Source organism: Auritidibacter ignavus, from assembly GCF_003703835.1.
Lineage (GTDB): Bacteria > Actinomycetota > Actinomycetes > Actinomycetales > Micrococcaceae > Auritidibacter > Auritidibacter ignavus.
Map to the genome: position 1 here is coordinate 63,605 of NZ_RDQR01000008.1, position 21,509 is coordinate 85,113.

General features: G+C 60.5%; 18 protein-coding genes and 1 tRNA gene. 13 read left to right on the top strand and 6 right to left on the bottom strand.

Annotation, left to right across the window (positions count from 1 at the left end; translation table 11 throughout):
- Positions 1 to 57: 57 nt before the first annotated feature.
- On the bottom strand, positions 58 to 834 hold the full coding sequence (locus tag DYI20_RS05890) for a TetR/AcrR family transcriptional regulator (protein WP_158524705.1): 777 nt from the start codon (positions 832 to 834) through the stop codon (positions 58 to 60).
- A gap of 45 nt (positions 835 to 879) precedes the next feature.
- On the opposite strand from DYI20_RS05890, the gene DYI20_RS05895 reads away from it, so the two are divergent.
- From DYI20_RS05895 to DYI20_RS05905, 3 genes are all read left to right on the top strand, one after another.
- Complete coding sequence (locus DYI20_RS05895) at positions 880 to 2,217, top strand: acetyl-CoA C-acetyltransferase (protein ID WP_110098328.1); 1,338 nt, start codon at positions 880 to 882, stop codon at positions 2,215 to 2,217.
- Between the two features lie 68 nt (positions 2,218 to 2,285).
- Positions 2,286 to 3,662: a 3-oxoacyl-ACP reductase gene (locus tag DYI20_RS05900; protein ID WP_110098329.1), complete on the top strand. Its 1,377-nt coding sequence runs from the start codon at positions 2,286 to 2,288 to the stop codon at positions 3,660 to 3,662.
- A 3-nt stretch (positions 3,663 to 3,665) separates the two neighbouring features.
- Entirely contained in the window at positions 3,666 to 4,685 is a 1,020-nt protein-coding gene (locus DYI20_RS05905; RefSeq protein ID WP_110122961.1) for a MaoC/PaaZ C-terminal domain-containing protein, read from the top strand.
- Here DYI20_RS05905 and DYI20_RS05910 read toward each other — a convergent pair.
- Positions 4,597 to 6,012, bottom strand: a complete 1,416-nt coding sequence (locus tag DYI20_RS05910) for a glycosyltransferase (RefSeq protein ID WP_122549079.1) — start codon at positions 6,010 to 6,012, stop codon at positions 4,597 to 4,599. The two genes, DYI20_RS05905 and DYI20_RS05910, sit on opposite strands and share 89 nt — an antisense overlap.
- A complete protein-coding gene (gene malQ / locus DYI20_RS05915; protein WP_122549080.1) occupies positions 6,005 to 8,266 on the bottom strand; it encodes a 4-alpha-glucanotransferase in 2,262 nt (753 codons plus the stop codon). The genes DYI20_RS05910 and malQ overlap by 8 nt, the downstream gene beginning before the upstream one ends.
- 745 nt (positions 8,267 to 9,011) lie before the next feature.
- Here malQ and DYI20_RS05920 point away from each other — a divergent pair.
- A complete protein-coding gene (locus DYI20_RS05920; protein ID WP_146206762.1) occupies positions 9,012 to 9,413 on the top strand; it encodes a hypothetical protein in 402 nt (133 codons plus the stop codon).
- Between the two features lie 96 nt (positions 9,414 to 9,509).
- On the opposite strand, the gene DYI20_RS05925 is transcribed toward DYI20_RS05920, so the two are convergent.
- Positions 9,510 to 9,595: transfer RNA gene (locus DYI20_RS05925), tRNA-Leu, on the bottom strand.
- 164 nt (positions 9,596 to 9,759) lie between these two features.
- Here DYI20_RS05925 and DYI20_RS05930 point away from each other — a divergent pair.
- Both DYI20_RS05930 and DYI20_RS05935 read left to right on the top strand, forming a co-directional pair.
- Positions 9,760 to 11,112: a M20/M25/M40 family metallo-hydrolase gene (locus DYI20_RS05930; RefSeq protein WP_110100569.1), complete on the top strand. Its 1,353-nt coding sequence runs from the start codon at positions 9,760 to 9,762 to the stop codon at positions 11,110 to 11,112.
- A complete protein-coding gene (locus DYI20_RS05935) occupies positions 11,109 to 12,293 on the top strand; it encodes an acyl-CoA dehydrogenase family protein (protein ID WP_334228078.1) in 1,185 nt (394 codons plus the stop codon). Before DYI20_RS05930 ends, DYI20_RS05935 begins: the two co-directional genes overlap by 4 nt.
- Before the next feature lie 30 nt (positions 12,294 to 12,323).
- Here DYI20_RS05935 and DYI20_RS05940 read toward each other — a convergent pair whose 3' ends face one another.
- The gene (locus tag DYI20_RS05940) at positions 12,324 to 12,554 is read right to left on the bottom strand and encodes a DUF5703 family protein (protein WP_110098335.1); all 231 of its coding nucleotides are present in this window, start codon (positions 12,552 to 12,554) and stop codon (positions 12,324 to 12,326) included.
- A 197-nt stretch (positions 12,555 to 12,751) separates the two neighbouring features.
- On the opposite strand from DYI20_RS05940, the gene DYI20_RS05945 reads away from it, so the two are divergent.
- The 3 genes from DYI20_RS05945 to mshC all read left to right on the top strand — a co-directional run bounded on the left by DYI20_RS05945 (position 12,752) and on the right by mshC (position 15,428).
- Positions 12,752 to 13,018, top strand: a complete 267-nt coding sequence (locus tag DYI20_RS05945) for a hypothetical protein (protein WP_110110147.1) — start codon at positions 12,752 to 12,754, stop codon at positions 13,016 to 13,018.
- Between the two features lie 138 nt (positions 13,019 to 13,156).
- Positions 13,157 to 13,993 (top strand): undecaprenyl-diphosphate phosphatase, encoded by an 837-nt coding sequence (locus DYI20_RS05950; protein ID WP_110098337.1) that lies wholly within the window; start codon positions 13,157 to 13,159, stop codon positions 13,991 to 13,993.
- 103 nt (positions 13,994 to 14,096) lie between these two features.
- Positions 14,097 to 15,428, top strand: a complete 1,332-nt coding sequence (mshC, locus tag DYI20_RS05955; protein WP_110100568.1) for a cysteine--1-D-myo-inosityl 2-amino-2-deoxy-alpha-D-glucopyranoside ligase — start codon at positions 14,097 to 14,099, stop codon at positions 15,426 to 15,428.
- On the opposite strand, the gene DYI20_RS05960 is transcribed toward mshC, so the two are convergent.
- Entirely contained in the window at positions 15,376 to 16,329 is a 954-nt protein-coding gene (locus tag DYI20_RS05960; RefSeq protein ID WP_233242928.1) for a PAC2 family protein, read from the bottom strand. The two genes, mshC and DYI20_RS05960, sit on opposite strands and share 53 nt — an antisense overlap.
- Before the next feature lie 214 nt (positions 16,330 to 16,543).
- Between DYI20_RS05960 and DYI20_RS05965 the strand changes: the two genes are divergently transcribed.
- The 4 genes from DYI20_RS05965 to arc all read left to right on the top strand — a co-directional run bounded on the left by DYI20_RS05965 (position 16,544) and on the right by arc (position 21,507).
- On the top strand, positions 16,544 to 17,272 hold the full coding sequence (locus DYI20_RS05965; RefSeq protein WP_110100567.1) for an HAD family hydrolase: 729 nt from the start codon (positions 16,544 to 16,546) through the stop codon (positions 17,270 to 17,272).
- Entirely contained in the window at positions 17,269 to 18,480 is a 1,212-nt protein-coding gene (locus tag DYI20_RS05970) for a site-2 protease family protein (RefSeq protein WP_158524704.1), read from the top strand. The genes DYI20_RS05965 and DYI20_RS05970 overlap by 4 nt, the downstream gene beginning before the upstream one ends.
- A 71-nt stretch (positions 18,481 to 18,551) precedes the next feature.
- On the top strand, positions 18,552 to 19,673 hold the full coding sequence (locus DYI20_RS05975; RefSeq protein ID WP_110098341.1) for a tRNA (adenine-N1)-methyltransferase: 1,122 nt from the start codon (positions 18,552 to 18,554) through the stop codon (positions 19,671 to 19,673).
- 49 nt (positions 19,674 to 19,722) lie between these two features.
- On the top strand, positions 19,723 to 21,507 hold the full coding sequence (arc, locus tag DYI20_RS05980; RefSeq protein WP_243857336.1) for a proteasome ATPase: 1,785 nt from the start codon (positions 19,723 to 19,725) through the stop codon (positions 21,505 to 21,507).
- Positions 21,508 to 21,509 lie beyond the last annotated feature (2 nt).

Sequence of the window (21,509 nt, forward strand, 5' to 3'; positions counted from 1 at the left end):
GGACCGTGCAGAGGCCACCGGCGGTGTGACAGTCTGGAGCCCAAATAGTGTCGATGTTTAGGTCCGCACTCTCACTGCCCGAGGGGTAGTCGTCATCGGGGCGTTGAGGCCCTGGACGAGCCAGTGGCTCATCCGTTTGGCTAAATCGTCAGCCGATGGCACCTGGCGCCCGGCGCTCATATCAATCAACCATTTCTCGCCGGCGTTGCGGATGAATCCAACCGCAGCATAGGACCAGTAGCGACGAGCTGCCTGATCGGCGCCATTATCTTCCACAGGGAATTCCTGTTGGGCCCGCTGCTCGACGAGTTCGGCAGTCCGGGAGAAGAACTGCGAAACCTCGTGTTCGCCACGTGTCGAAAAGAAATAGACATTGGGGGAGGACCGTGCCAGGCGCAGATACACGGTGATCATCGTGTGCAACCCTTCCAGCGCCGTTTTGGGGGTCAGAATCGCTGTGCGCAGGGCGTCTTCCATGAAATGAATCGAGGCCTGCCCGACCGCAGACTGGAGTCCGAGCTTATCGCCGAAATACCGGTAGAACACCGGTTTGGACGTTCCGGCGTGATGGGCAATATCGGCCATAGAGGCGTCCGGGCCCAGGTCGTGGACGGCTTCACGGGCGGCTTTGACCAGTTCGGCACGCCGCGCGCGACGGTGGTCGTCCCAACGCGTGGAACGGCCATCGACCGCGGCGGTTGTGGCGCTGGCCGCTCGGTCAGCACGCGCTACCGGACGTGGCGTAGCACGTCGGACCGGGTGCACAGAATGTGGGTGGTACTGACTGTTCACGGTACCGAGCGTATCAGGTAAGATCGGTTCTGAGTAATGCACGCCACGAAAATTTGCTGAAATCTGATGAAAGAGGATTCTCACCTCATGGCTGAACAACACACCACCGCTACCTCCTCACCTGCTGCTGTGGCTGGCGGCCCGCTCCGTCCGGCTGTGATCATCGGTGGCAACCGCATCCCCTTCGCCCGCTCTCAGGGCGCTTATGCCACCGCATCGAACCAGGACCTGCTGACCTCTGCCTTAGAAGGACTCATTGCGCGCTTCGGGTTGCAGGGCGAACGCCTGGGCGAAGTCGTCGCCGGTGCGGTGATGAAGCACTCCTCGGACTTCAACCTGACCCGTGAATCGGTGCTGGGCACCGCCTTGGACCCGCACACTCCGGCTACCGAACTGCAGAAAGCGTGCGCCACCGGTTTGGAAGCGATCGGACAGATCGCCAATAAGATTCGGCTGGGACAGATCGATTCCGGGATCGGCGCCGGCACAGACACCACCTCGGATGCGCCCTTGGCTTTCAACCGCGGTGGACGCGCTGCGTTTATGAAACTGTTCCGGGCCCGGTCCACCAAAGACAAATTGGCCGCCCTGGCATCGTTGCGTCCCAAACACTTCGCCCCGCATGCACCCACCGCCGGTGAACCTCGCACCGGCTTGTCGATGGGTGATCACCAGGCGGTGACCACCCACGCCTTCGGCATTTCCCGTCAGGCACAGGACGAGTTGGCCTTGGCCAGCCACCAGAACTTAGCGCAGGCTTACGATTCCGGGTTCTTCACCGATCTGATGACCTCCTTCCGCGGTCTGAGCGAAGATAATAACCTCCGTCGAGATTCCAGCATGGAATCGCTGGCTAAACTCAAGCCGGTCTTCGGCAAGCAATTCGGTGACGAAGCCACCATGACCGCCGGTAACTCGACTCCACTCACCGATGGTGCCGCTACGGTGCTGTTGGGGACCGAACAGTGGGCTACCGAGCGCTCTTTGCCGGTCTGGGCCGAGTTTCTCGATTTTGAGTCCGGCGCCGTGGACTTCGTTGATGGCGCTGAGGGCTTGCTGATGGCCCCCACGCACGCGATCCCGCGAATGTTGGCTCGCCATGGTCTGCGCCTACAAGATTTCGACTACTACGAGATTCACGAAGCTTTTGCGGGCACTGTGCTGTCCACTTTGGCTGCCTTCGAATCTGATGAGTACTGTCGCGAAGTCTTGGGACTGGATGGCGCGTTGGGCGCCATCGATCGTAGCAAGCTCAATGTCCACGGGTCCTCCTTAGCTGCCGGTCATCCCTTCGCAGCCACCGGTCCGCGGATTGTGGCCAGCCTGTCGAAGACCTTGCACGCCCACGGGACCGGGTCACTGGGTCTGATTTCAGTCTGCGCGGCCGGCGGTCAGGGCGTGGTGGCCATCGTCAAGGGTCGCTAACCCCCGCCTGCTCCACCTTCTGCACACCCCAGCTACACAAACCAATCTGTTGACATTGAGGTTGATTGATGAGTACTAAACCCACTGATGGTTACACCGCTTTTGTCCAAAACCCGCTCGGCAAGAAAGTCACCGGTGCCCTGGGGTTGCCCCAGCCCACACCGCTGAAACGCTATGCCCCAGGTCAGCCCGTCGTTGACGGCCCAGCACTGATCATTGGCACGTCCCCGGTGGCTGAGGCCACCGCCAGCTACCTGTTCCACCTCGGTGCCGATGTCCGTCGCGACCGTGGCCTGAAGACGAGGTTCGCCGGCATCATTGTCGCTGTCGATGATGTAGATGATCTCTCCCAGCTCTCCGAACCGATCCTCGAGCTCGGTGCCAGTCTGCGCCAGCTGGATAAAAACGGTCGCGTGATCATCATCGGTCGGGATCCACAGGCAGCCCCGATCGCCGGTGATCCCCAACAGCTCGGTGTTCGCCAGGCAATCACCGGCATCACCCGCTCGGTGGCCCACGAAATGCGTTACGGCTCCACCGCCAATGGCATTCTCATCTGCGATGATGTGGTTGCCGATGCGCCCTCGGTGATGGGCGCGATCTCCTTTTTCCTCTCGACCCGCTCGGCCTATGTCTCCGGGCAGTTCTTGACCGTCACCTCCGACGCCGGAGCGCTACCGGCTGACGCCGATCAGCCCCTGGCCGGCAAGACGATTGTGGTCACCGGAGCTGCCCGCGGTATCGGGGCCGCCATCGCCGAGGTGCTGGCCCGGGACGGGGCCAAGGTCGTCGGTGTGGACGTGCCGGCCGCCGGTGAAGCGCTGGCACAGACCATCAACCGGGTCGAAGGCCTCGCCTTGCAGTTGGATATCACCGCCGAGGACGCCGGAGAGCAAATCCTGAGATTCGTCTCCGAGCGCATCGGTCGCCTGGATGGCATCGTGCACAACGCCGGGATTACCCGCGATAAGTTACTGGCCAATATGGACGCTTCGCGCTGGGATTCGGTGCTGGCCGTCAACGTGCAGGCTCCGTTGCGCATCAACGACCAACTGTTGGCCGCTCGCGATACCGGCGACCCCGCAGTGGCCGACAACCTCCACATCGTCTCACTGGCGTCCACCTCCGGTATAGCCGGTAACCGTGGCCAGACCAACTACGCGGCCTCCAAGGCCGGGATCATCGGGTTCACCCAGGCTTATGCCGACCGGCTGGCTACCAACGGCGGCAGCATTAATGCGGTCGCTCCCGGTTTCATCGAGACCGACATGACCGCAAAAATGCCGACGCTCACCCGTGAGGTCGGTCGTCGCGTCAACTCCTTGAGCCAGGGTGGCCTGCCGGTGGATGTGGCCGAAGCGATCGGCTTCCTCCTTTCCGATCAGTCAGCCGGCATCAACGGGCGCACCCTGCGCGTGTGCGGTCAAGCAGTGATGGGGGCCTAACCGATGACCACACCACCTCTCCTGCACGACGTCACACCACCGACACACTGGAAACATCAGGAACAACTTCCCAGCCTCGGGGCACTGTATGGCAAGGTGGCAGCCGGAACGGTCGGGGCCACCCTGTCGTCACTGATTGGCAAGATCACCCCGGGAACCTCGGCGACGGGCAAGGGCTCCGGCTCGTTGCCCACCGCCGGGTGGAAAGTCACCGGCCAGGCGGTCTCCCGCCAGCAAGTCGATGACTACATTCAGCTCTTTGGGGCCACCGGGGCTATCGGTCACGACACGGTTCCGTCGTTGGCCTTACACATTGCCACGTTCCCATTGTCCATGGGAATGATGGCCTCCAAGAACTTCCCGCTACCACTGCTGGGCCTGGTGCACCTGGACCACACAGTAGATCATCTGCATCCGGTGGCGATCGATCAGCCGTTGATCGTGACCACCTGGGCGGATTCTCTGGGGGCACACCGACGAGGAACGACCGTGGCGATCTGGGTGCAGATCCACGATGAGGCGAACCCGCGGAAACTGCTCTGGCAGGGCCGGGCCACCTATTTATCCCGAGGAATTTTCCTCGCCGGCCGCCCCGAAGCGGAAACCGGCTCCGAAGACAGTGACTCGGCAGGCTCCGCGCACCGGGATTTCCAGCCACCGGTAGCCACCGCCTCCTGGAGGTTGCCGGCTGATACCGGTCGGAACTACGCCGGGGTATCTGGAGACGTCAACCCGATTCATATGAATCATCTGACCGCCAAAGCACTGGGGATGCCCGGGATGATTGCCCACGGGATGTATCTGGCCGGACGCATGCTGGCCGGGCGCGAGCCCCAGGCACCGTTTTCGTGGCAGATCAGCTTCGCCAAACCGGTGACGCTACCGACCACGGTCGCGGTGGCCGTGGAGCACAGCTCGGAAGAGGTTACCGAGTTCACCGGCTGGAACCCGAAGAAGAAATCGCCGCATTTCTTCGGTCAGCTACGAACTGCATCACCCGTTGCGCCGAGGTCTGCCAGCTAAAGCCTTGAGCATGGGCAACCGCTGCGCGGCCGTAGTTCTCCCAGACCTGTGGTTGGGCCAGCGCCTGTTTCAAGGCGGTGGCCCACGTATCTGGGTTGAGGTCCTCGAGAAGTTCTCCGGTGCGACCGTGGTCGACGACAGTGCTGAGCCCTCCGGCTCGGTGTGCCAGCACACCGGTGCCGCAGGCTTGGGCTTCGGCGGCAACGAGACCAAAACTTTCGGTCACACTGGGCATAACCACCAGATCGGCGGTGCGCATCATGGCAGCCAGCTTGGTGGGTTCCACCGGCGGGATAAAGCGCACCACGTCGGAGACTCCCAACCGATCGGCGAGCTCGGGCAGGTGCTGTGCTACCGCCCCGGACGGTGCTCCAGTGAAGATCACGTCCAGTAGCCCGGTCTGTGGCGAGCGCTGCCGATCGAGGTCCGCCTGTACCTGTGCTAAGGCGTGGAGCAGAATCTGTGGGCCTTTATGAGGTTGGAAACGACCAGCGAAAAGGATGCGGAATCCGGACTCGGGGCTATCTTCAGCGGTGCTGGGCCACCATCGGGGGCCGTGTTCGGTGTAGATCCGGTGGTCCACCCCGGGGGTGATGATCTGGATCTTGTCCGGATCGGCCCCACAATAGGTGACCAGCTCTTCAGCTTCGGTGGCGGTATTGGCGGTCAATATATCAGCTGCGGCGACGATCTGGGTTTCACCGGCTTCGCGCGCCGAGGGCTCGGGGTGAGACCGTTGGCCGGAAGCGTCCTGCCAGGCGTGGGCTTCTCCGTGATTTTTCACCGCGGCGATGGTGTGCATGCAGTGGGCGTGGGTAATTCGGACCGCCTGGTGCTCATCGCGTAGCCGGGCGACGAGGCTCCGCCCAGCCAAGCCCGATAGCCAGTAGTGGCTATAGACCAGAATGTCTTCGTCGAACCCAGGCAGGTGGCTTACGGGCCCAGACAGGTGAGCGTGGACGGCTTGCGCAAATTCCTCAACGTATTCGGACAGGGCTTCTTTGGCGATGGGCTGGCGTGGACCTGCGGGGACGGAAATTTCTGCAACATCCTCGGTGCCCGGTAGTAGCCGCCCGGCGGGCAGGGCCCCGGCTTGCGGGTCGGTGACCGGTTCGGTCGCACGGGTGTAGATCACCACCCGGTGGCCGAGGGCGCGCAGTGCCCGGGCCATATTGGCCACGTAGACGTTCATCCCGCCAGCGTCGCCGGACCCAGGCTGCGCTAAGGCTGAGGTGTGCATACTCAGCATCACCACCAGGCAACGTGGCCCCTGAGCCAGCGAGGTTCCACGACTGCTGGTTGAGTGAGCACGATCAGCTTTAGTCATGATGGATGGCAGTGTTCATCACGCGGAAGAGCTCACGGTATTCCGGGGTGGTTTCCAGATCGTCGATCAGCACCGGGTCACCGTGCAGGTTGGTGAGTGGTTGGCACCAGTTGGGATACTGGTCCTGGGTGGTGCCGGGCTGATTCTGGATGCGTTGATCAGCCACGGCATCGACCAAGGCCACGGCATGGAGCCGAGAGGGTGCGCGAGCAATGAAGCGGTGCAGCGCCTGAATCACGGGAATAAGGGGAATTTCGTCGAGGTCGTGCACACGGGCCGAACTGGCCGTCAAGAGTCCGCGTTGGACCAGGGCCTTCAGGTAGCCGCGTATATCACGGAGGAAGGTGGCTCGCTCGGCCTCGGCAGAGGTGGTTAGCAACTGGAGTTCTTCCCGTAAATCCAGGTGGACTCCGCGCAGGTAGCCGGCCGTGGGTGGCAAATCGTGGGTGTTGACAGTGGCTAGACACAACCGGCGGTACTCGGAGGGATCGTGGGGGATGCCGTCATCTTGTTCAAACCAGACAATACTGGTGCCCAGAATCTTTCGGGAAGACAGTTCGGTAACCACCGAATCGTCGACGGTCCCCAGGTCTTCTCCGACGATCAGCACTCCGGCGCGTTGGGCCTCGAGTGCAAGAATGCCGAGCATGGCGCGGGAGTCGTAGCGAACGTAGGCCCCATGGTTCGGCGTGGTGCCTTCGGGGACCCACCACAGGCGGAACTGGCCCAGAATATGGTCGATACGCACCGCACCGACCCCGGCAAAGACACTACGAAGCATCTGCCGGTAGGCCCGGTATCCGGTGGCACCGAGGGTCTGAGGGTTCCAGGGGTGCTGGGACCAGTCTTGTCCGAGCTGGTTGTACATGTCCGGGGGAGCACCTACCGAGAATGGCTCCACCAGCGCATCCGGATGCATCCAAGCATCGGCGGTATACCGGTCAGCTCCCACTGCGAGATCCACCATGACCCCGGTGCGCATCCCGGCCTGTAGCCCGCGCTTGTGGGCTACCCGGAGCTGGGTGGTGCATAGGAACTGAAGCCAGGCGAAGAACAGCAGTCGTGAGGAATCGATCTGAGGGTGATGGTTCAGATCGTGGTCGAGCAACGACCGGCATGCTGGCAGGTCGCTCAGCTGAATCTGGTCGTCTCGTCCGTCTTCGCGCAAGACACACCAGGCAGCGAAATTGCGCAACTGAGCACCACGATCCTGGCAGAAATCATGGAAGGCCCCGGCCGTGATGGCCTTGGTCGTGAGTTCTTCTTCGAACCGGGTGAAGATCAGGCGCAACGCCTGAATTTTGGCCCGGTAGCTTGCGGTACGGTCCAGCCGGTCTGCGGTGTTGTTCGTGGCCTTCAACGGGCTAGCCAGCTGGGCAATCCGGTTTTGATCATCCACCGACAGGCCCTGGTATTCGGCCACATCTTCTACCCGGAGATACAGCGGGTTGAGGAAACTTCGCGTCACCGGCGAATACGGTGAGTCAAGAAGTGGCGGTACCGGCTCTGAGGCGTGCAGCGGGTTGGTGAGCACAAAATCGGCGCCTTCTAAGGCTGCCAGTTCCATGATCCGGGCCAGGTCGGCAAAATCACCAATACCCCAAGAGTCGCTGGAGCGCACCGAGTATAGCTGAACGGTCACGCCCCAACGGCGACGGTTGTCGTATCTTGCGGTGGCCGAAATCGTGGAAGGCACCACGATGACTGAGAGATCGACCACATCTGAAGCCGGCGCAGTCAGTCTCAGCTGGTAATCACCGACCGGAAGCCCGGCCGGAAAAATCAGTCGCGGGGCGGTTTCGGAACAGTCTGTTGAGACCCGCTGAGGCGCATGCTGTATCTCAGGGAGCAACTCCTGTGTGGACCACTCGGTTGCGATGGTCTCATGGCCTCCGAGCACATCAACGGGCTGGAATGATTCAACCACCCAGTCGCCAGTTTCAAACGGCAAGGACAGCTCTCGGCCCTGGTCGCTATCGACGATGACCGTGGTCGTGAAGGGTTGTTCAGTCGGTCGAGATTTTGCCTCATCGATGGCTTGACGTAGATCGAGTGCGCTGAGGTCGGCGAACTCCTGCGCTTGATCGGGCAGGGGTGCGGCGAAAAACTGGAGTATCTGCACCACGGTGTCGAGGTCCACGCTGGCGTCGTCCCCGTTTTGGGCTGTGAAATGCGTTTGCACCCCGTAGTATTCGGCTAGCTCCGTCAGCAACCGTTCGCGCAACGGCTGATGTGTAGGTTGACGTGCAGGCATCTGGCTTCTCCGTGCTCAAGACTCAGCGGGACTTCACCCTTTAGTGTCTCACTTTTCTTTGCGCTGGCTGAACCTTTGTCGATACCCCGACATCCTCAACATGCCTACTCGAGATGATGAGTCGTGCTTCACCCAGCATAGGTCTCAGTGAAGTGTTGATGGACGGAGGAGCTAAACCATTGTGATAGTTGCACTTTCTATATACAGTGTCCTATTGTCATCAACTTCTGACGAAAACAGCACTGAAGACTATCAGGGCTTTCGTTCGACCAGGGGTTCTCGTCACTCCGTCCGATTCACCGACCTCTTGCGGGCCATTCGTGGCACCCACACACTGCGCTTAATGATTGGCTTCCGACCTCACTCCCAACTCATCTCGTGGGAGACCGTCAACACACTCACGAGCGGATCCACGAGACCAAAACGGTGGTCTATGGTGGCCAGTCAACGCGATGGTATCGCCTGAGGTGCGCGGTATGGTCCACCGGTCGAGGGTTGGCGATTGGGCGGTACAACACCGCGGAGGATTACCATGACTCAACCTGAAAACCAGCAGCCCCAACCACCACATGATCGCTCACAGCCACAAGCACCAACCGCCCACTGAACTGCACACCAAGTAGCACCAGGACCGACCAGACAGTCTGCTTAGCAACAAGCTCCTGGACAGGAGCTCGGCGCCACGAAATCCTGGGTTCCCGTGGTGCTGGCCGTTCTCACCGGGGTGGGCACACTATCGCTTTTCATGCCATTAGCACAGGTTTCGTATTCTGGCGGAATTTTTCCATTCTCGGAGCCCTTGTCGGCGTCCATCTCGGCCTTGGAGGAGGATGCTGAAACCCTCGGCTGGGTTCACCTGCTCCTGTTCCTGGTCACCCTGGCGTTCAGTTTGCTGGCTTTAGGCAAATCAGCTCGTGGCTTTCAGTTCACCACCGCGCTGTTGGCAGCCCTGGTCGGTGCCTTCCACATCATCTACATGCTGTACTGGATCAACGAAGAAGCCGGGTATGACTACACCGTTTTCTTCTTCGAAGACGGCGGGATGGCCGGAATCGGTATGTGGCTGTTGTTGCTGGCATCCTTGGGTATGGTGATCTTTTCCATCATGCTTTTGGTGCAGCTACTCGGTCGGAAGCGCACTGTATAAGCACCGCTTAAACGTAGATGAGCCCCGGAGTGTCACGGCTCAAAACAGTTCGAGCCTGGGAGCAAATGCTCTCAGGCTCGAACTGTTTTCCATCCGTGCGCGGAGGGGGACTTGAACCCCCACGACCGATAAAGGTCACAGCGACCTCAACGCTGCGCGTCTACCAATTCCGCCACCCGCGCGGGTGAAGTAATGTCCCACCATGAACGGTTTAGACCGGCATCGGGGAGTGGCAACCTGTTCATCTTAGCACGAGATAAAACGTTCTGCGGTATCAGCGCTATAGCGCGTATCTTCTCACCGCGAATCTGTGACCAATCTAGCCCCTCCCGTTAGAGTGGGATACATGACAGCTTCACCGGAGTCGCACATTCCAGAACCCGGTCTGCTCAGCCAGCGGGTCGCGCAGATCACCTCGGATTTGATTCGCATTGACACCACGAATTTCGGGGGTAATAACTGTCGCGGAGAACGCGAAGCAGCCGAGTACTGTGCCCACGTGATGTCGGATCTGGGCATGAATCCCGAAATCATCGAATCGGTACCGGACCGGTTTTCGGTCATCGGTCGCTTAGCCGGGTGGGACGCGGAGGCTCCAGCACTGATTCTGCACGGCCATCTCGACGTCGTCCCGGCTCAAGCTGAAGAGTGGTCCCGGGACCCGTTCAGCGGTGAGATTGACGAGGACGGCATGATCTGGGGCCGTGGTGCGGTGGATATGAAGGGCATGGATGCCATGATGCTCACCGCACTTGAATACCTGGTCCACAACGAGCTTCGTCCCCGTCGTGACATCATCTTATGCCTGTTCTCCGACGAAGAGGCCGGGGGAGTCTACGGAGCCCAGTGGATGGTGCAGAACCGTCCGGAGCTACTTACCGATGCCACCGAGGCCATTTCCGAGGTGGGCGGTTTTTCCGCGGAGATTGCCGGGCAACGGGCTTATCTGTTGCAAACCGGCGAGAAAGGCATCGCCTGGCTGAATCTCACCGCCACCGCCTCACCGGGGCACGGATCCTCGGTGCACCCCGATAATGCCGTCACCCGACTGGCCGGAGCCATGGACCGCATTGGCCGGCACACCTGGCCACTAAATTACACCAAGACCACGCGGGATTTGATGGAGCAGGTCTCAGAGATGATGGGGGTCGATTTTGACGAGACCGATCCCTCCCCGCAGTTGGAAGCTTTGGGTTCTGCGGCAAAATTCGTCGGTTCTACCTTGCGCAATTCCGCCAATCCCACAGGCATGACAGCCGGATATAAACACAACGTCATTCCGGGGACAGCACGAGGCACAGTCGATGCTCGCGTGTTACCGGGTGAAGACGACAAGGTCATGGAACAGCTTCGTGAACTGGCCGGTGACGGCATCGAGTTCGACTATGAACACAAGGTCTCGTCCTTAGAGGTGCCCTTCTCTGGCGATCTCATTGAGCTGATGGTCGCAGCCATTGAAGCCGAAGACCCCGGCGCTCGGGTGTTGCCCTTTATGATGTCTGGTGGCACCGACAATAACCACCTGTCCCAGCTCGGCATCACCGGGTATGGTTTCATGCCTCTGAAACTTCCGGCTGATCTGGACTTCACGGCCCTTTTCCACGGCATCGATGAACGTATTCCGGTGGATTCCTTGGACTTCGGAGTACGCACCCTGGTGCGCGTGCTGGAACCCGGACACGATGAAAGGAATCGGTGAGACTGTTGACGCAGATCACCTCAGAGCATTCAGCAAAGATCAGCAAAGTTCTCACCCCTGAACTCTTAGAAACACTGCGGGCTCGCGCCGTCGAGCACGATGAAAACAACACGTTCCCACACGACGATCTCCAGGACTTAGCCGAGACCGGCTATTTGCGCGCCCAAACCCCAGTGGATTTGGGCGGGCTTGGGTGGGACTTCGCCGTGATCACCGAAGCCCAGCGGCTGCTAGCCACCGCCTCTCCGGCGACCGCGTTGGCGGTCAATATGCACCAGATCATCAACGCGGTCGCCTCGGTCTTCGCCATCCACGGAGATGACTCGCTGACGTTTATTCATCGTGGCTCTGCCAATGGTGAGATATACGCATTTGGTATCTCCGAGGCTGGCAATGACGCCGTGCTGTTCGACTCCAGCACCGAAGCCGTGGCGAACCCCGACGGCTCGGTGACGTTGACCGGAACCAAGATCTTCACCAGCCTCTCACCGGCCTGGACGCACCTGCTGACCTTCGGGAAAACGCCCGACGGATCGCAACTGATCTTCGGCGTCCTGGATCGTAGCGCTGAGGGGATCAGCGCCGATGATTCCAGCTGGGACATGCTCGGCATGCGCGCTACCTTCTCACTCGTTACCCGCTTGGAGCAGGCCACAATCTCAGCAGAAAAAGTCATTCGTCGCTTACCGGTAGGCCCCAACCAAGATCTGCTGGTCTTCGGGATTTTCTCGACTTTTTTGACGCTACTGTCTGCGGTCTACACCGGGATCGGGGACCGGGCGGTGGAACTGGCCCAGCAGGCTTTGGCTCTTCGCACCTCCACAGTTCAGGGCATCACCTTGGATCAGGATCCGGTGTTGCGGTATCACGCCGGTGAAGCAGCGCTGCGGCAACTCACCCAGAACGCGCAACTGCGCTACCTGTCCGAAGCAATCCGAGACAACAAAGACTTCGGCCCGGAGTGGTTCCCACGACTGGTGGCCAATAAGACTCACGCGGTGCGCACCGCAAAAGAACAGGTGGATTACGCGTTTCAGATATCGGGTGGGGCCAGCTTCAACCGCCACACCGAGATTTCACGGCTTTATCGTGACGTGATTGCCGGTTTCTTCCATCCCTCCAACGACGCGTCGGCACACAACACGTTGGCCACCTGGGCGCTCGGTCCGCTTGACCAGTAGCCACGGACCGGGATCCCCCAGTCAGCCCGTCTAGAGGGTGGACGCGACTTTATAGATCTTCCGACGCATCCAGAATCGGCGTGCCCCACCGCGGTAGATCAAGGACCGTTTCAGTTCCCATTTACCGTACTCGGCGTGCTCGACCAGCCGGCGACGAGCCTCTGGGAGGGAGTCATTCGGGGCAACTGTCAAAACCAGGTATTCCCAGCGGTCCTGGCGAGTCAGACTATCGACGGTTGAGACCACGGGATCTTCGCGCACAGAGCCTTCTCCTTGACGTTGTGGTGGGACCTGCACGCGTGTGGGGTGCAGGCATCCTCAGCTGGAGTCCAGACTAGCCGATCAAGGACACTCCAGGCAGGTGGGCGTAACACCGTATTGCTTACCGTGAAAGAAAATCGGACACAGATGCCGAATAAAGGTGTACCACGCCACGATTTCCAGCTAGCGTATCTACTATGAGTAGCGATCCACGCGTAGAGCTCCAGTCGTTAGTATCCGCCCTGCAGGAGCACATGATGGCGGCGTTGAATAAGGACGATTCGGACACGACCACGTTGGAGTCTGCCGAAGACGCCCTGGTTGAGGCATTTGAGAACTACGAGGACGCCCTCTACAACGTCACCGGCGAGGTCACCCCTCTCGACATTTTCGAAGATGACGACATCGACGACGATGACGACGACTTTGACGATGATGACTACGACGAGGACGAGGATTACTAGGCTGGCCCATCTGGTCTGATCGTCTTTCTGAACGTATATCGCTGGCCTGGGCGGATGAACCCTGTTCGACCACCACATTTTTCGACTCACCCGACCCGTGTCTAAGGTTCTCAGAGAACTGACGTAGAATCGTCCGGCGTGAGTTGGATTGAGGCAATCATTCTCGGGCTAATCCAAGGCCTGACAGAATTTATTCCGATATCGTCGTCGGCGCACCTGCGTATCGCCGGAGAGTTCTTGCCCCGGGCCGAAGATCCCGGAGCTGCATTTACTGCGATCACCCAGATCGGTACGGAACTGGCCGTGCTGATTTTTTTCTGGCGAGATATCGTCAACATCATCAGCAAATGGTTCCAGGCTTTAGCGCGTAAAGTACCTCAATCCGATCCCGACGTGCGCATGGGCTGGCTGATCATTGTCGGTTCCATCCCCATTGGAGTGCTGGGATTGCTGTTAGAAGACTGGATTGATACCAGCTTCCGTTCGCTATGGATCGTGGCAACCATGCTCATCGTCTTCGGTGTGTTGCTGGCTGTCGCCGATACGTTAGGTCGCCAGGTCAAACCGCTGGAGAAACTCACCTGGCGTGACGGTATTCTCTACGGTTTCGCCCAAGCGCTGGCGTTAATACCGGGCGTCTCGCGTTCTGGTGGCACGATTACTATGGGGCTGGCGCTGGGCTACACACGCCAAGCAGCCACCCGCTACGCCTTCCTGCTGGCGGTGCCGGCCGTGTTCGCCTCAGGTTTTTATAAGCTCTTTGGCGCCCTGACTGACCCCGCCGAAGCCCAAGGAGCCTTCGGGTTAGGTGAGACCTTCGTGGCCACCGTCGTGTCTTTCGTTGTTGGGTATGCCGTCATTGCCTGGCTGATGCGGTTCATCTCGCAGAACTCGTATAAGCCCTTTGTGTGGTATCGCATTGCGCTGGGTACGGTGCTGTTCGTTCTGCTGGGCTTTGATGTCATCTCGGCCTAATCAACATGACCAGATCAGCACCGTCGATTAGAGTCAAGACGGTACCAACGACGTTGTGAGATGACGTCGGCCATCACTGACAACACCGCTTTCAGGAGGGTCCGTGGAATCCTGGTCTGCCACACAACCACCGTCGCTTCCACCGCAATCAGCTCGCCTCGAGCTCTTCGATTCCGCAACCCGGTCCCTGCAGGATGCGACGGTCACCGGCGATCAGGCCTCCCTATACGTCTGCGGTATTACGCCCTACGACGCCACGCACCTCGGCCACGCCAACACCTACGTAGCCTTTGATCTGTTGAACCGGTTTTGGCGTAGCGCTGGCAAGTCCGTGGTCTACACCCAAAACGTCACCGACGTCGATGACCCGCTATTTGAACGCGCCCAATCCACCAACGTGGACTGGCAGCAACTCGCTGAAGACCAGACCAATCTGTTCCGCTCAGATATGGCCCAGCTGAACGTATTGCCACCGGACTACTACCTCAGTGTTTCCGAGACGGTGGACTGGGTCATTGAGATCGTCACCCAGCTCTACGAGCTCGGTATCGCCTATCCGGTGCCCGGAGACAACGGTGACCCCGACGGCGACCTCTATTTTTCTATTGAGGCTGCCGAAGCTGCCTGCAACTGGCGCTTGGGTAGCGTGTCCGGGATGAGTCTGGCGGAGATGCAGGAGGTCTTTCCCGAACGTGGGGGAGACCCGCAACGTCCCGGCAAGAAGAATCCGCTGGACCCGCTGGTATGGAAGGCCGCCCGCGAAGGGGAACCCTCCTGGGATGCGGCCGTCATCGGTCGAGGTCGTCCCGGCTGGCATATTGAGTGCTCAATGATTGCCCGCAAGACCCTCCCGGCCCCTTTCGACGTGCAAGCTGGAGGCTCCGATCTGCGGTTCCCGCACCATGAATTCTCTGCTGCCCACGCCACCGCCGTGGATCACACGCCGATGGCCCGGTTATATGTGCATGCCGGGATGGTCGGTCTCGACGGGGAGAAGATGTCGAAGTCCTTGGGCAACTTGGTTTTAGTCTCCCAACTGACCGCCGACGGACACGAGCCGGCAGCGATTCGGGCGCTCTTACTCAACCACCACTACCGCACCGACTGGTCATTTACCACCCGAGAGCTCACCGACAGCGCCGATCGGATCGCTGGTTGGCGCCGAGCCCTGGCCGGTGAAGCAACACAGGATGGGGCCGAGTTGCTCTCTGCCATACACCAAGCCCTCAGCCATGACCTGGATGCTCCTACGGCACTGCAGGCCGTGGATGTCTGGGCAGAAAGCGCCCACGCACGAGGACCGCAACCCTCGGCTCACGCCCCAACCGAGGCACGCCCCGGTGTGGCGGAGGTTATGGAGGCGGTATTGGGGATCCAGCTGATTACTGCTGATCATCCCGTCGACGCAGAAACCGCTCAAATTCCCGGGCAATAGATTCACCCGAGGCCTCGGGCAGTTCTTCGGTGTCCTGGGCTTTTTCTAACCGGCGAATGTAATCGGAAACTTCCTGATCCTCCTCGGCCAGCTCATCAACGCCACGCTCCCAGGCCTCAGCGTCTTCGGTCAGCGAGCCCACCTCAACCCGCATGCCCAGTAGCTCCTCGAGCCGGGTCACCAGGCCCAGCTTCGCCTTCGGGGAGGGCGCCTGGGACACATAGTGGGGAACGACGCTCCAGACCGAGAGCACCGTAAAACCGTCACGGGCGGCTTCCTCGGCGATCACTCCGGTAATACCGGTCGGGCCTTCATAATGGGGGCTGAGCACATCCTCTAAACCGGCCCGTACCGCCGACTGGGTCGAGAACAAGGTCGCGGTCAGCGGCCTGGAGTGTGGCACGTCAGAAAGATACGAACCGACCATCACCACCGCGTCGAGGTCGAGGTCTTCGGCTACGTCCACGATCTCGGACACAAAGGCCCGCCACCGCAGTGACGGCTCGACGCCAAGCATAAAATACAGATCCGGCTGGTCTTCGGTGGTGGTTCCGGCAGCAGAATGCAGAATCCGGGTCTGTGGCCAGTTGATCTGCCCCAGGGAGTTCTCCGCACGAGTGACCACCGGGCGAGTCATCTGAAAATCGTAATAGTCGTCATCGTTGACCTGCCGGTACTGCTCGGCATGGGCCTGGGTGGCGAGTTCTTCCACCGCGTCGGTGGCCGCCTCACCGGCATCGTTCCACCCCTCAAAGGCCGCAACCATAATCCGCAACGGTCCCGGGGAACGGTACGTGGGCTGTTCTGCACGGTAGTGCAGGTAGTCCGGCAGAGACCGCACCGGTTCCCGATCATCCGGCTCGGCCTCGGCTGGCCGATCCATGGATTCTTCAAAACTCACGCTCGTTTCACCTCGGTCAACGCAATAGAGACTATTGATCCACCTTACCCACTACCGCTGGAGACATCCGGGAAATCTCCTCACGTTCATTATTGGATAAGTGCCGAGTCGGCGACGGTGAGCGAAAAGATCAGTGGGGAATGCCCACGGCGAGCGCTAGAGTTAACCTTTAGTCCTGATGCCACCGAACGTCTGAAGGCCAACCATCACCACTGTGACTGACACCAACCGCTGTGACATTCCGCCCCGAGCACTGCAGGCCGTGCTGTGGGACATGGATGGTACCCTCGTGGATACCGAACCGGCCTGGAACGCCGCCCATGCCGCGATCTTAGCCGAGCACGGTGTGGAGTTCACCGACGAGCTGGCCCACCGGCTCCAGGGCCAGACCATGGCCGCGACCGCCGAGATCTTCAGCTCACTTGGTGTACAAATTCCGGCCGAGGAGCTGACCCGGATGGAATATGAGCGAGTCACCGCCCAGGTGGTCGGCCATGCGCCGCTGACCCCGGGAGCAGCCGATCTACTGGCGGACCTCAACAAGCGCGCGGTTTTACACGCGGTGGTCTCTGCCTCGTTTACCTCCCTGATTGAGTCCGTGTTGTCTGCCGTGCCGAACCATGGGTTCACCGCCACCGTGGGGGGAGACCAGGTGACCCACGGCAAACCGGACCCAGAACCTTACCTCACCGCCGTTGCCCGGCTCGGGCTAGACCGGGCCGCTGAGTCTGGTCGCGTGGTGGTTTTAGAGGATTCGGTCCCCGGGATCCTGTCTGGACTGAGCGCCGGACTGCCCACCGTGGCCATCCGGCGCACTGGCTCGGTCCCCTTACCCGACCAGATCACCGAACACCGGCTGGCCCGGTCCGGGAAGTTGTTGGTGGTGAATTCACTCACCGAAGTGAGCTATCAGCGTTTGCAAGACTGGGTGGCCCCATCGTGAGTGCCTCATCAGCCACCGTCTCGGAGCAGGGCATTGTCATCGCCCGCTACGGTCGGACCCCGATCCGGTTGGCCTGGAGCTGGTGGATCTTCGCTACGGCCTTGCTGATCCTGATTCGCCCGTTCTTCGTGATCCTCACCCCGCCGACGGCCCCGGGCTGGTTGCCTTGGTTGCTCTCGGCGTTCTTTGTGCTCGGGCTACTGATCACGGTGCTCTGCCACGAGCTTGCCCACGCCATCGCCGCCCGGTCGTTCGGGTGGCGAGTCTATGAGATCCGACTGACCCTCTGGGGCGGATACACCTCCTTTGCTGAGCACGATGGCAACCATCCCCGCACCCCGATGCGCTCCATGGTGGTGGCTCTGGCCGGCCCGGCTGCCAATATCCTGCTGGCGCTGATATTGACCCTGGTGGCTGAGCTGACCGGCCCACACCTTCCCAGCCCCTGGCTGGGCCTGATCTCCGTGCTCACCACTGGAAACTGGCTGATCGCTGCCTTTAATCTCCTGCCTGGGCACCCGCTGGACGGTGGTAGCGTGGTGGAAACCATTGGCTGGAAGATCACCGGTTCCAAGGCCCAAGGATTGATTGCTGCCGGCTGGTCTGGGCGCCTGATCGTCGCCGCGCTGATCATCGGGGTGGTGGCTGTGCTCATCCTGAGAGGCGATCAGCTACCCATCCTGTTATTGGTCGTCGTCGGGGTGCTGGTGCTGATGCTCTGGGGGGCTGCCGGCGAGGGAATTAAACGTGGCAACGCCCTACGTCGCGCCGAGGCGACGGTGCTGGCAGAGCTCGCCGTTGCTGTCATCCTCGTCAGTGCAACCACCCCGGTGGCCCAGGTGATCGACAAGTTGCAGAAATACCCGGCCGGCTATCACGACCAGCCACTTATTGTGCAACTCAGTTCGTCGCAGGAGACCGGTCCCCCTCGGGTGACCGGTCTGATTGATCCGGCCACGCTGGCCCAGGTACCGACCGAATTCCGCCACCAGACCAGCGCCCACGAGGTCAGCCAGGCCTTTACCGGAAGCACCCACTACGTGCCCGCGGACCGGCGGATCTCCGAACTAGGTTCGGCCCTAGCCACAGATCCCGATCAGGTCTTCCTGCTCACCCCTGGCTCAGGCACCCCGGCCAGCACCAGCCAGCTCCCGGCGGCAGCTGTGTTGGGCAGTCGCATCGCGGTATATCTGTCCACCGGCCGATAAGCCTGCGACCCCGGTCCTGGCTCCCGCACAAAAACAAACGCTATCCCTCAACCCCACAGGAGACGTCTTCAATGCCGTACACTCCCTGCACACCCGGCACACCCCGACCTACCGGCCTGACCGCCCGGCGTGGCCCATTGCTGGCCGGCCAGCGGGTGCAACTCACCGATGAGAAGGGCAAGATGAACACCATCACGCTGGTACCGGGAGAAGTGTTTCATTCTCACCAGGGGTATTTATCCCACGACGAGTTGATTGGCGGACCCGACGGCGTGGTGGTCACCAATTCCTTGGGCCACCAGTACCGGGTGTTGCGACCGCTACTGAACGACTTCGTGCTCTCCATGCCACGCGGAGCCACCGTGGTCTATCCGAAGGATTCCGGTCAAATTCTGCAACAGGCCGATATCTATCCCGGCGCCCGGGTGCTGGAGGCCGGAGCCGGATCCGGGGGACTGACCATGTCGCTGTTGCAAGCGGTCGGTGATCAGGGACAGGTGCACTCCTATGAACGTCGCGAGGACTTCGCCGACATTGCCCGAGGAAATATCGAAACCTATTTCGCCGGCCCCCACCCGGGCTGGCACCTCCACCTCGGCGATGTCCAAACTCAGGCGTTAGCGGACCACGAACCGGGCAGCTTCGACCGCGTGGTGCTGGATATGTTGGCTCCCTGGGAGTGTGTGGAGATGGTCCGTGAGCTCCTGGTACCCGGGGGAGTGTGGCTGACCTACGTGGCCACGGCCACCCAGCTGTCTCGGACCGCTGAAGCCATTCGTGAGTCCGGATCCTTTACCGCCACCCGGGCTTCGGAAACCATGATGCGGGATTGGCACGTTGAAGGTCTGGCGGTCCGCCCCGAACACCGGATGATCGGACATACCGGATTCCTGTTGGTCACCCGCCGGATGGCCGATCACCAAGAGTCTTTGCAGTTGCGCAAGCGTGATAAGTCCGAAAAGTTCAGTGACGACGACATTGAGTTGTGGACGCCCAGCGACGAGGCGCGCTGGGTACCCGAAGAACACGGCCAACGCGAGGCCAAACCCAAACGTGCCCGCAAAGAAGCCCGCGCGGCAACCCGGTACGCCCAACACGCCGCCACAGCACAGCGCACCACCCAGGTCACCACACAGCAACATTCCGGTGAGCTGGGGGAGAACAACACTCAACCTCCAGGGTCCACCGCGTAGGATACGCGTAGAATAGAAGGGTGACCTCAGAACGTTAGGAGGGTCTTCAATGACGGAACCGGCACGCGTTGATTCCGCAACCACCGCCGAGCAACAGCTGTCCTCCATGCGGCGCCGTCTGGGCTCATTGGTGGAGAAGAATCGGCAGCTACGTCATGACATTGACGCCGCCTCCCGCAATAACCGGCGGATGGTGGAGATGCTGGACCTCACCCGCGAACAGATTGCCACGTTAAAGCAATCCATTGAAGACGCAGCACTGCCACCGTTTAATTTTGCCACCGTGTTGCAGTACCACCCGGCCCGCCAGGCGGTGGAGGGCACCGAGCTAGCTGCCACCACTCGGGCGAGCGTGGATGTGCTCTACAACGGCCGTAAACTCCGCACGCACCTGTCCCCGTTGCTGGATGCAGAGCAGGTCGTCTCAGGTGCCGAGGTGTTGCTCGACGAATCCCTCTGCGTCATCTCGGTCTTGGGGCACACCACCACCGGCGAGCTGGCTCGCGTGAAAGAAGTACTCGATGACGGGCTGTTACTGGTAGTCGGTCGCGCCGATGACGAGCACGTGATGCGGCGGGTCCACGAACTGGCCGACCGCCCGATCCGTGTCGGTGATGCGGTCACCGTGGACGTGAAGTCCGGTTATGTTTTCGACGTGGTTGCTCTCTCCGAGGTCCAAGATGTGGTGTTGGAGAAGGTCCCCAATATTTCCTATGACGACATTGGCGGACTGGGCGATCAGATTGAGATGATCCGCGACGCGGTCGAGCTACCGTTCACCCACCCTGACCTCTACCGCGAACACGGGTTGACCCCGCCAAAGGGCGTGTTGCTGTACGGACCCCCCGGTACTGGTAAAACCCTGATTGCCAAAGCGGTGGCCAACTCCTTAGCCCAACGTGGCTCCGGGGATCGCACCGCCTACTTTTTGAACATCAAGGGCCCCGAGTTGCTGAATAAGTATGTGGGGGAGACCGAACGCCATATTCGCACACTCTTTGCTCGGGCCCGGGAAAAAGCCTCGGACGGCTACCCGGTGGTGATCTTCTTCGACGAAATGGAGTCACTGTTCCGCACCCGCGGGTCCGGGACGTCCTCCGATGTCGAAACCACCATCGTCCCGCAGTTACTGGCAGAAATTGACGGTGTGGAGTCACTGAATAATGTGATTGTTATCGGTGCGTCCAACCGGGAGGATATGATCGATCCGGCCATCCTGCGCCCGGGTCGCCTGGACGTCAAGATTCGGGTAGAGCGCCCCAATGAGGCCGAAGCTCGCGAAATCTTTAGCAAGTACGTTACTGCTGAGGTGCCGTTGCACCCCTCCGAGCTGGCGGTGCACGGCAGTCGTGAGGCCACGGTGGAGTCGATGATCTCCACCGCTGCAGCCTACATGTACGCCCGGGTGCCACAGACCGAGTATGTGGAGGTGACCTATCTGGATGGCTCCACTCAGGTGTTGCACTTTGCGGATTTCGCCTCGGGGGCTGCCATCGCCAATGTGGTGGACCGGGCCAAAACCCATGCCATCAAGGAGTATTTGGCCGCTCAAGACCATCACCCGCAGGCAGCCAAGGGACTGAAGACCCAGCACCTGGTTCGGGCGGTCTCTGAAGAATTTGCCGAACAGCAGGATCTGCCCAATACTTCCTCCCCGGAGGAGTGGGTGAAAATTTCTGGTCACCGCGGACCCCGGGTGGTGGGATTACGGATGCTGTGTGAGGCCTCGTTCTTGGGCGATAAGAACGAGAATGCCCGCCGGGTCGAAGAAGCGGTTAAAGCCAACCAGGCTCAGCACACCACGTCAGCCAACACCACCTCAGCGGGGGAGTAATC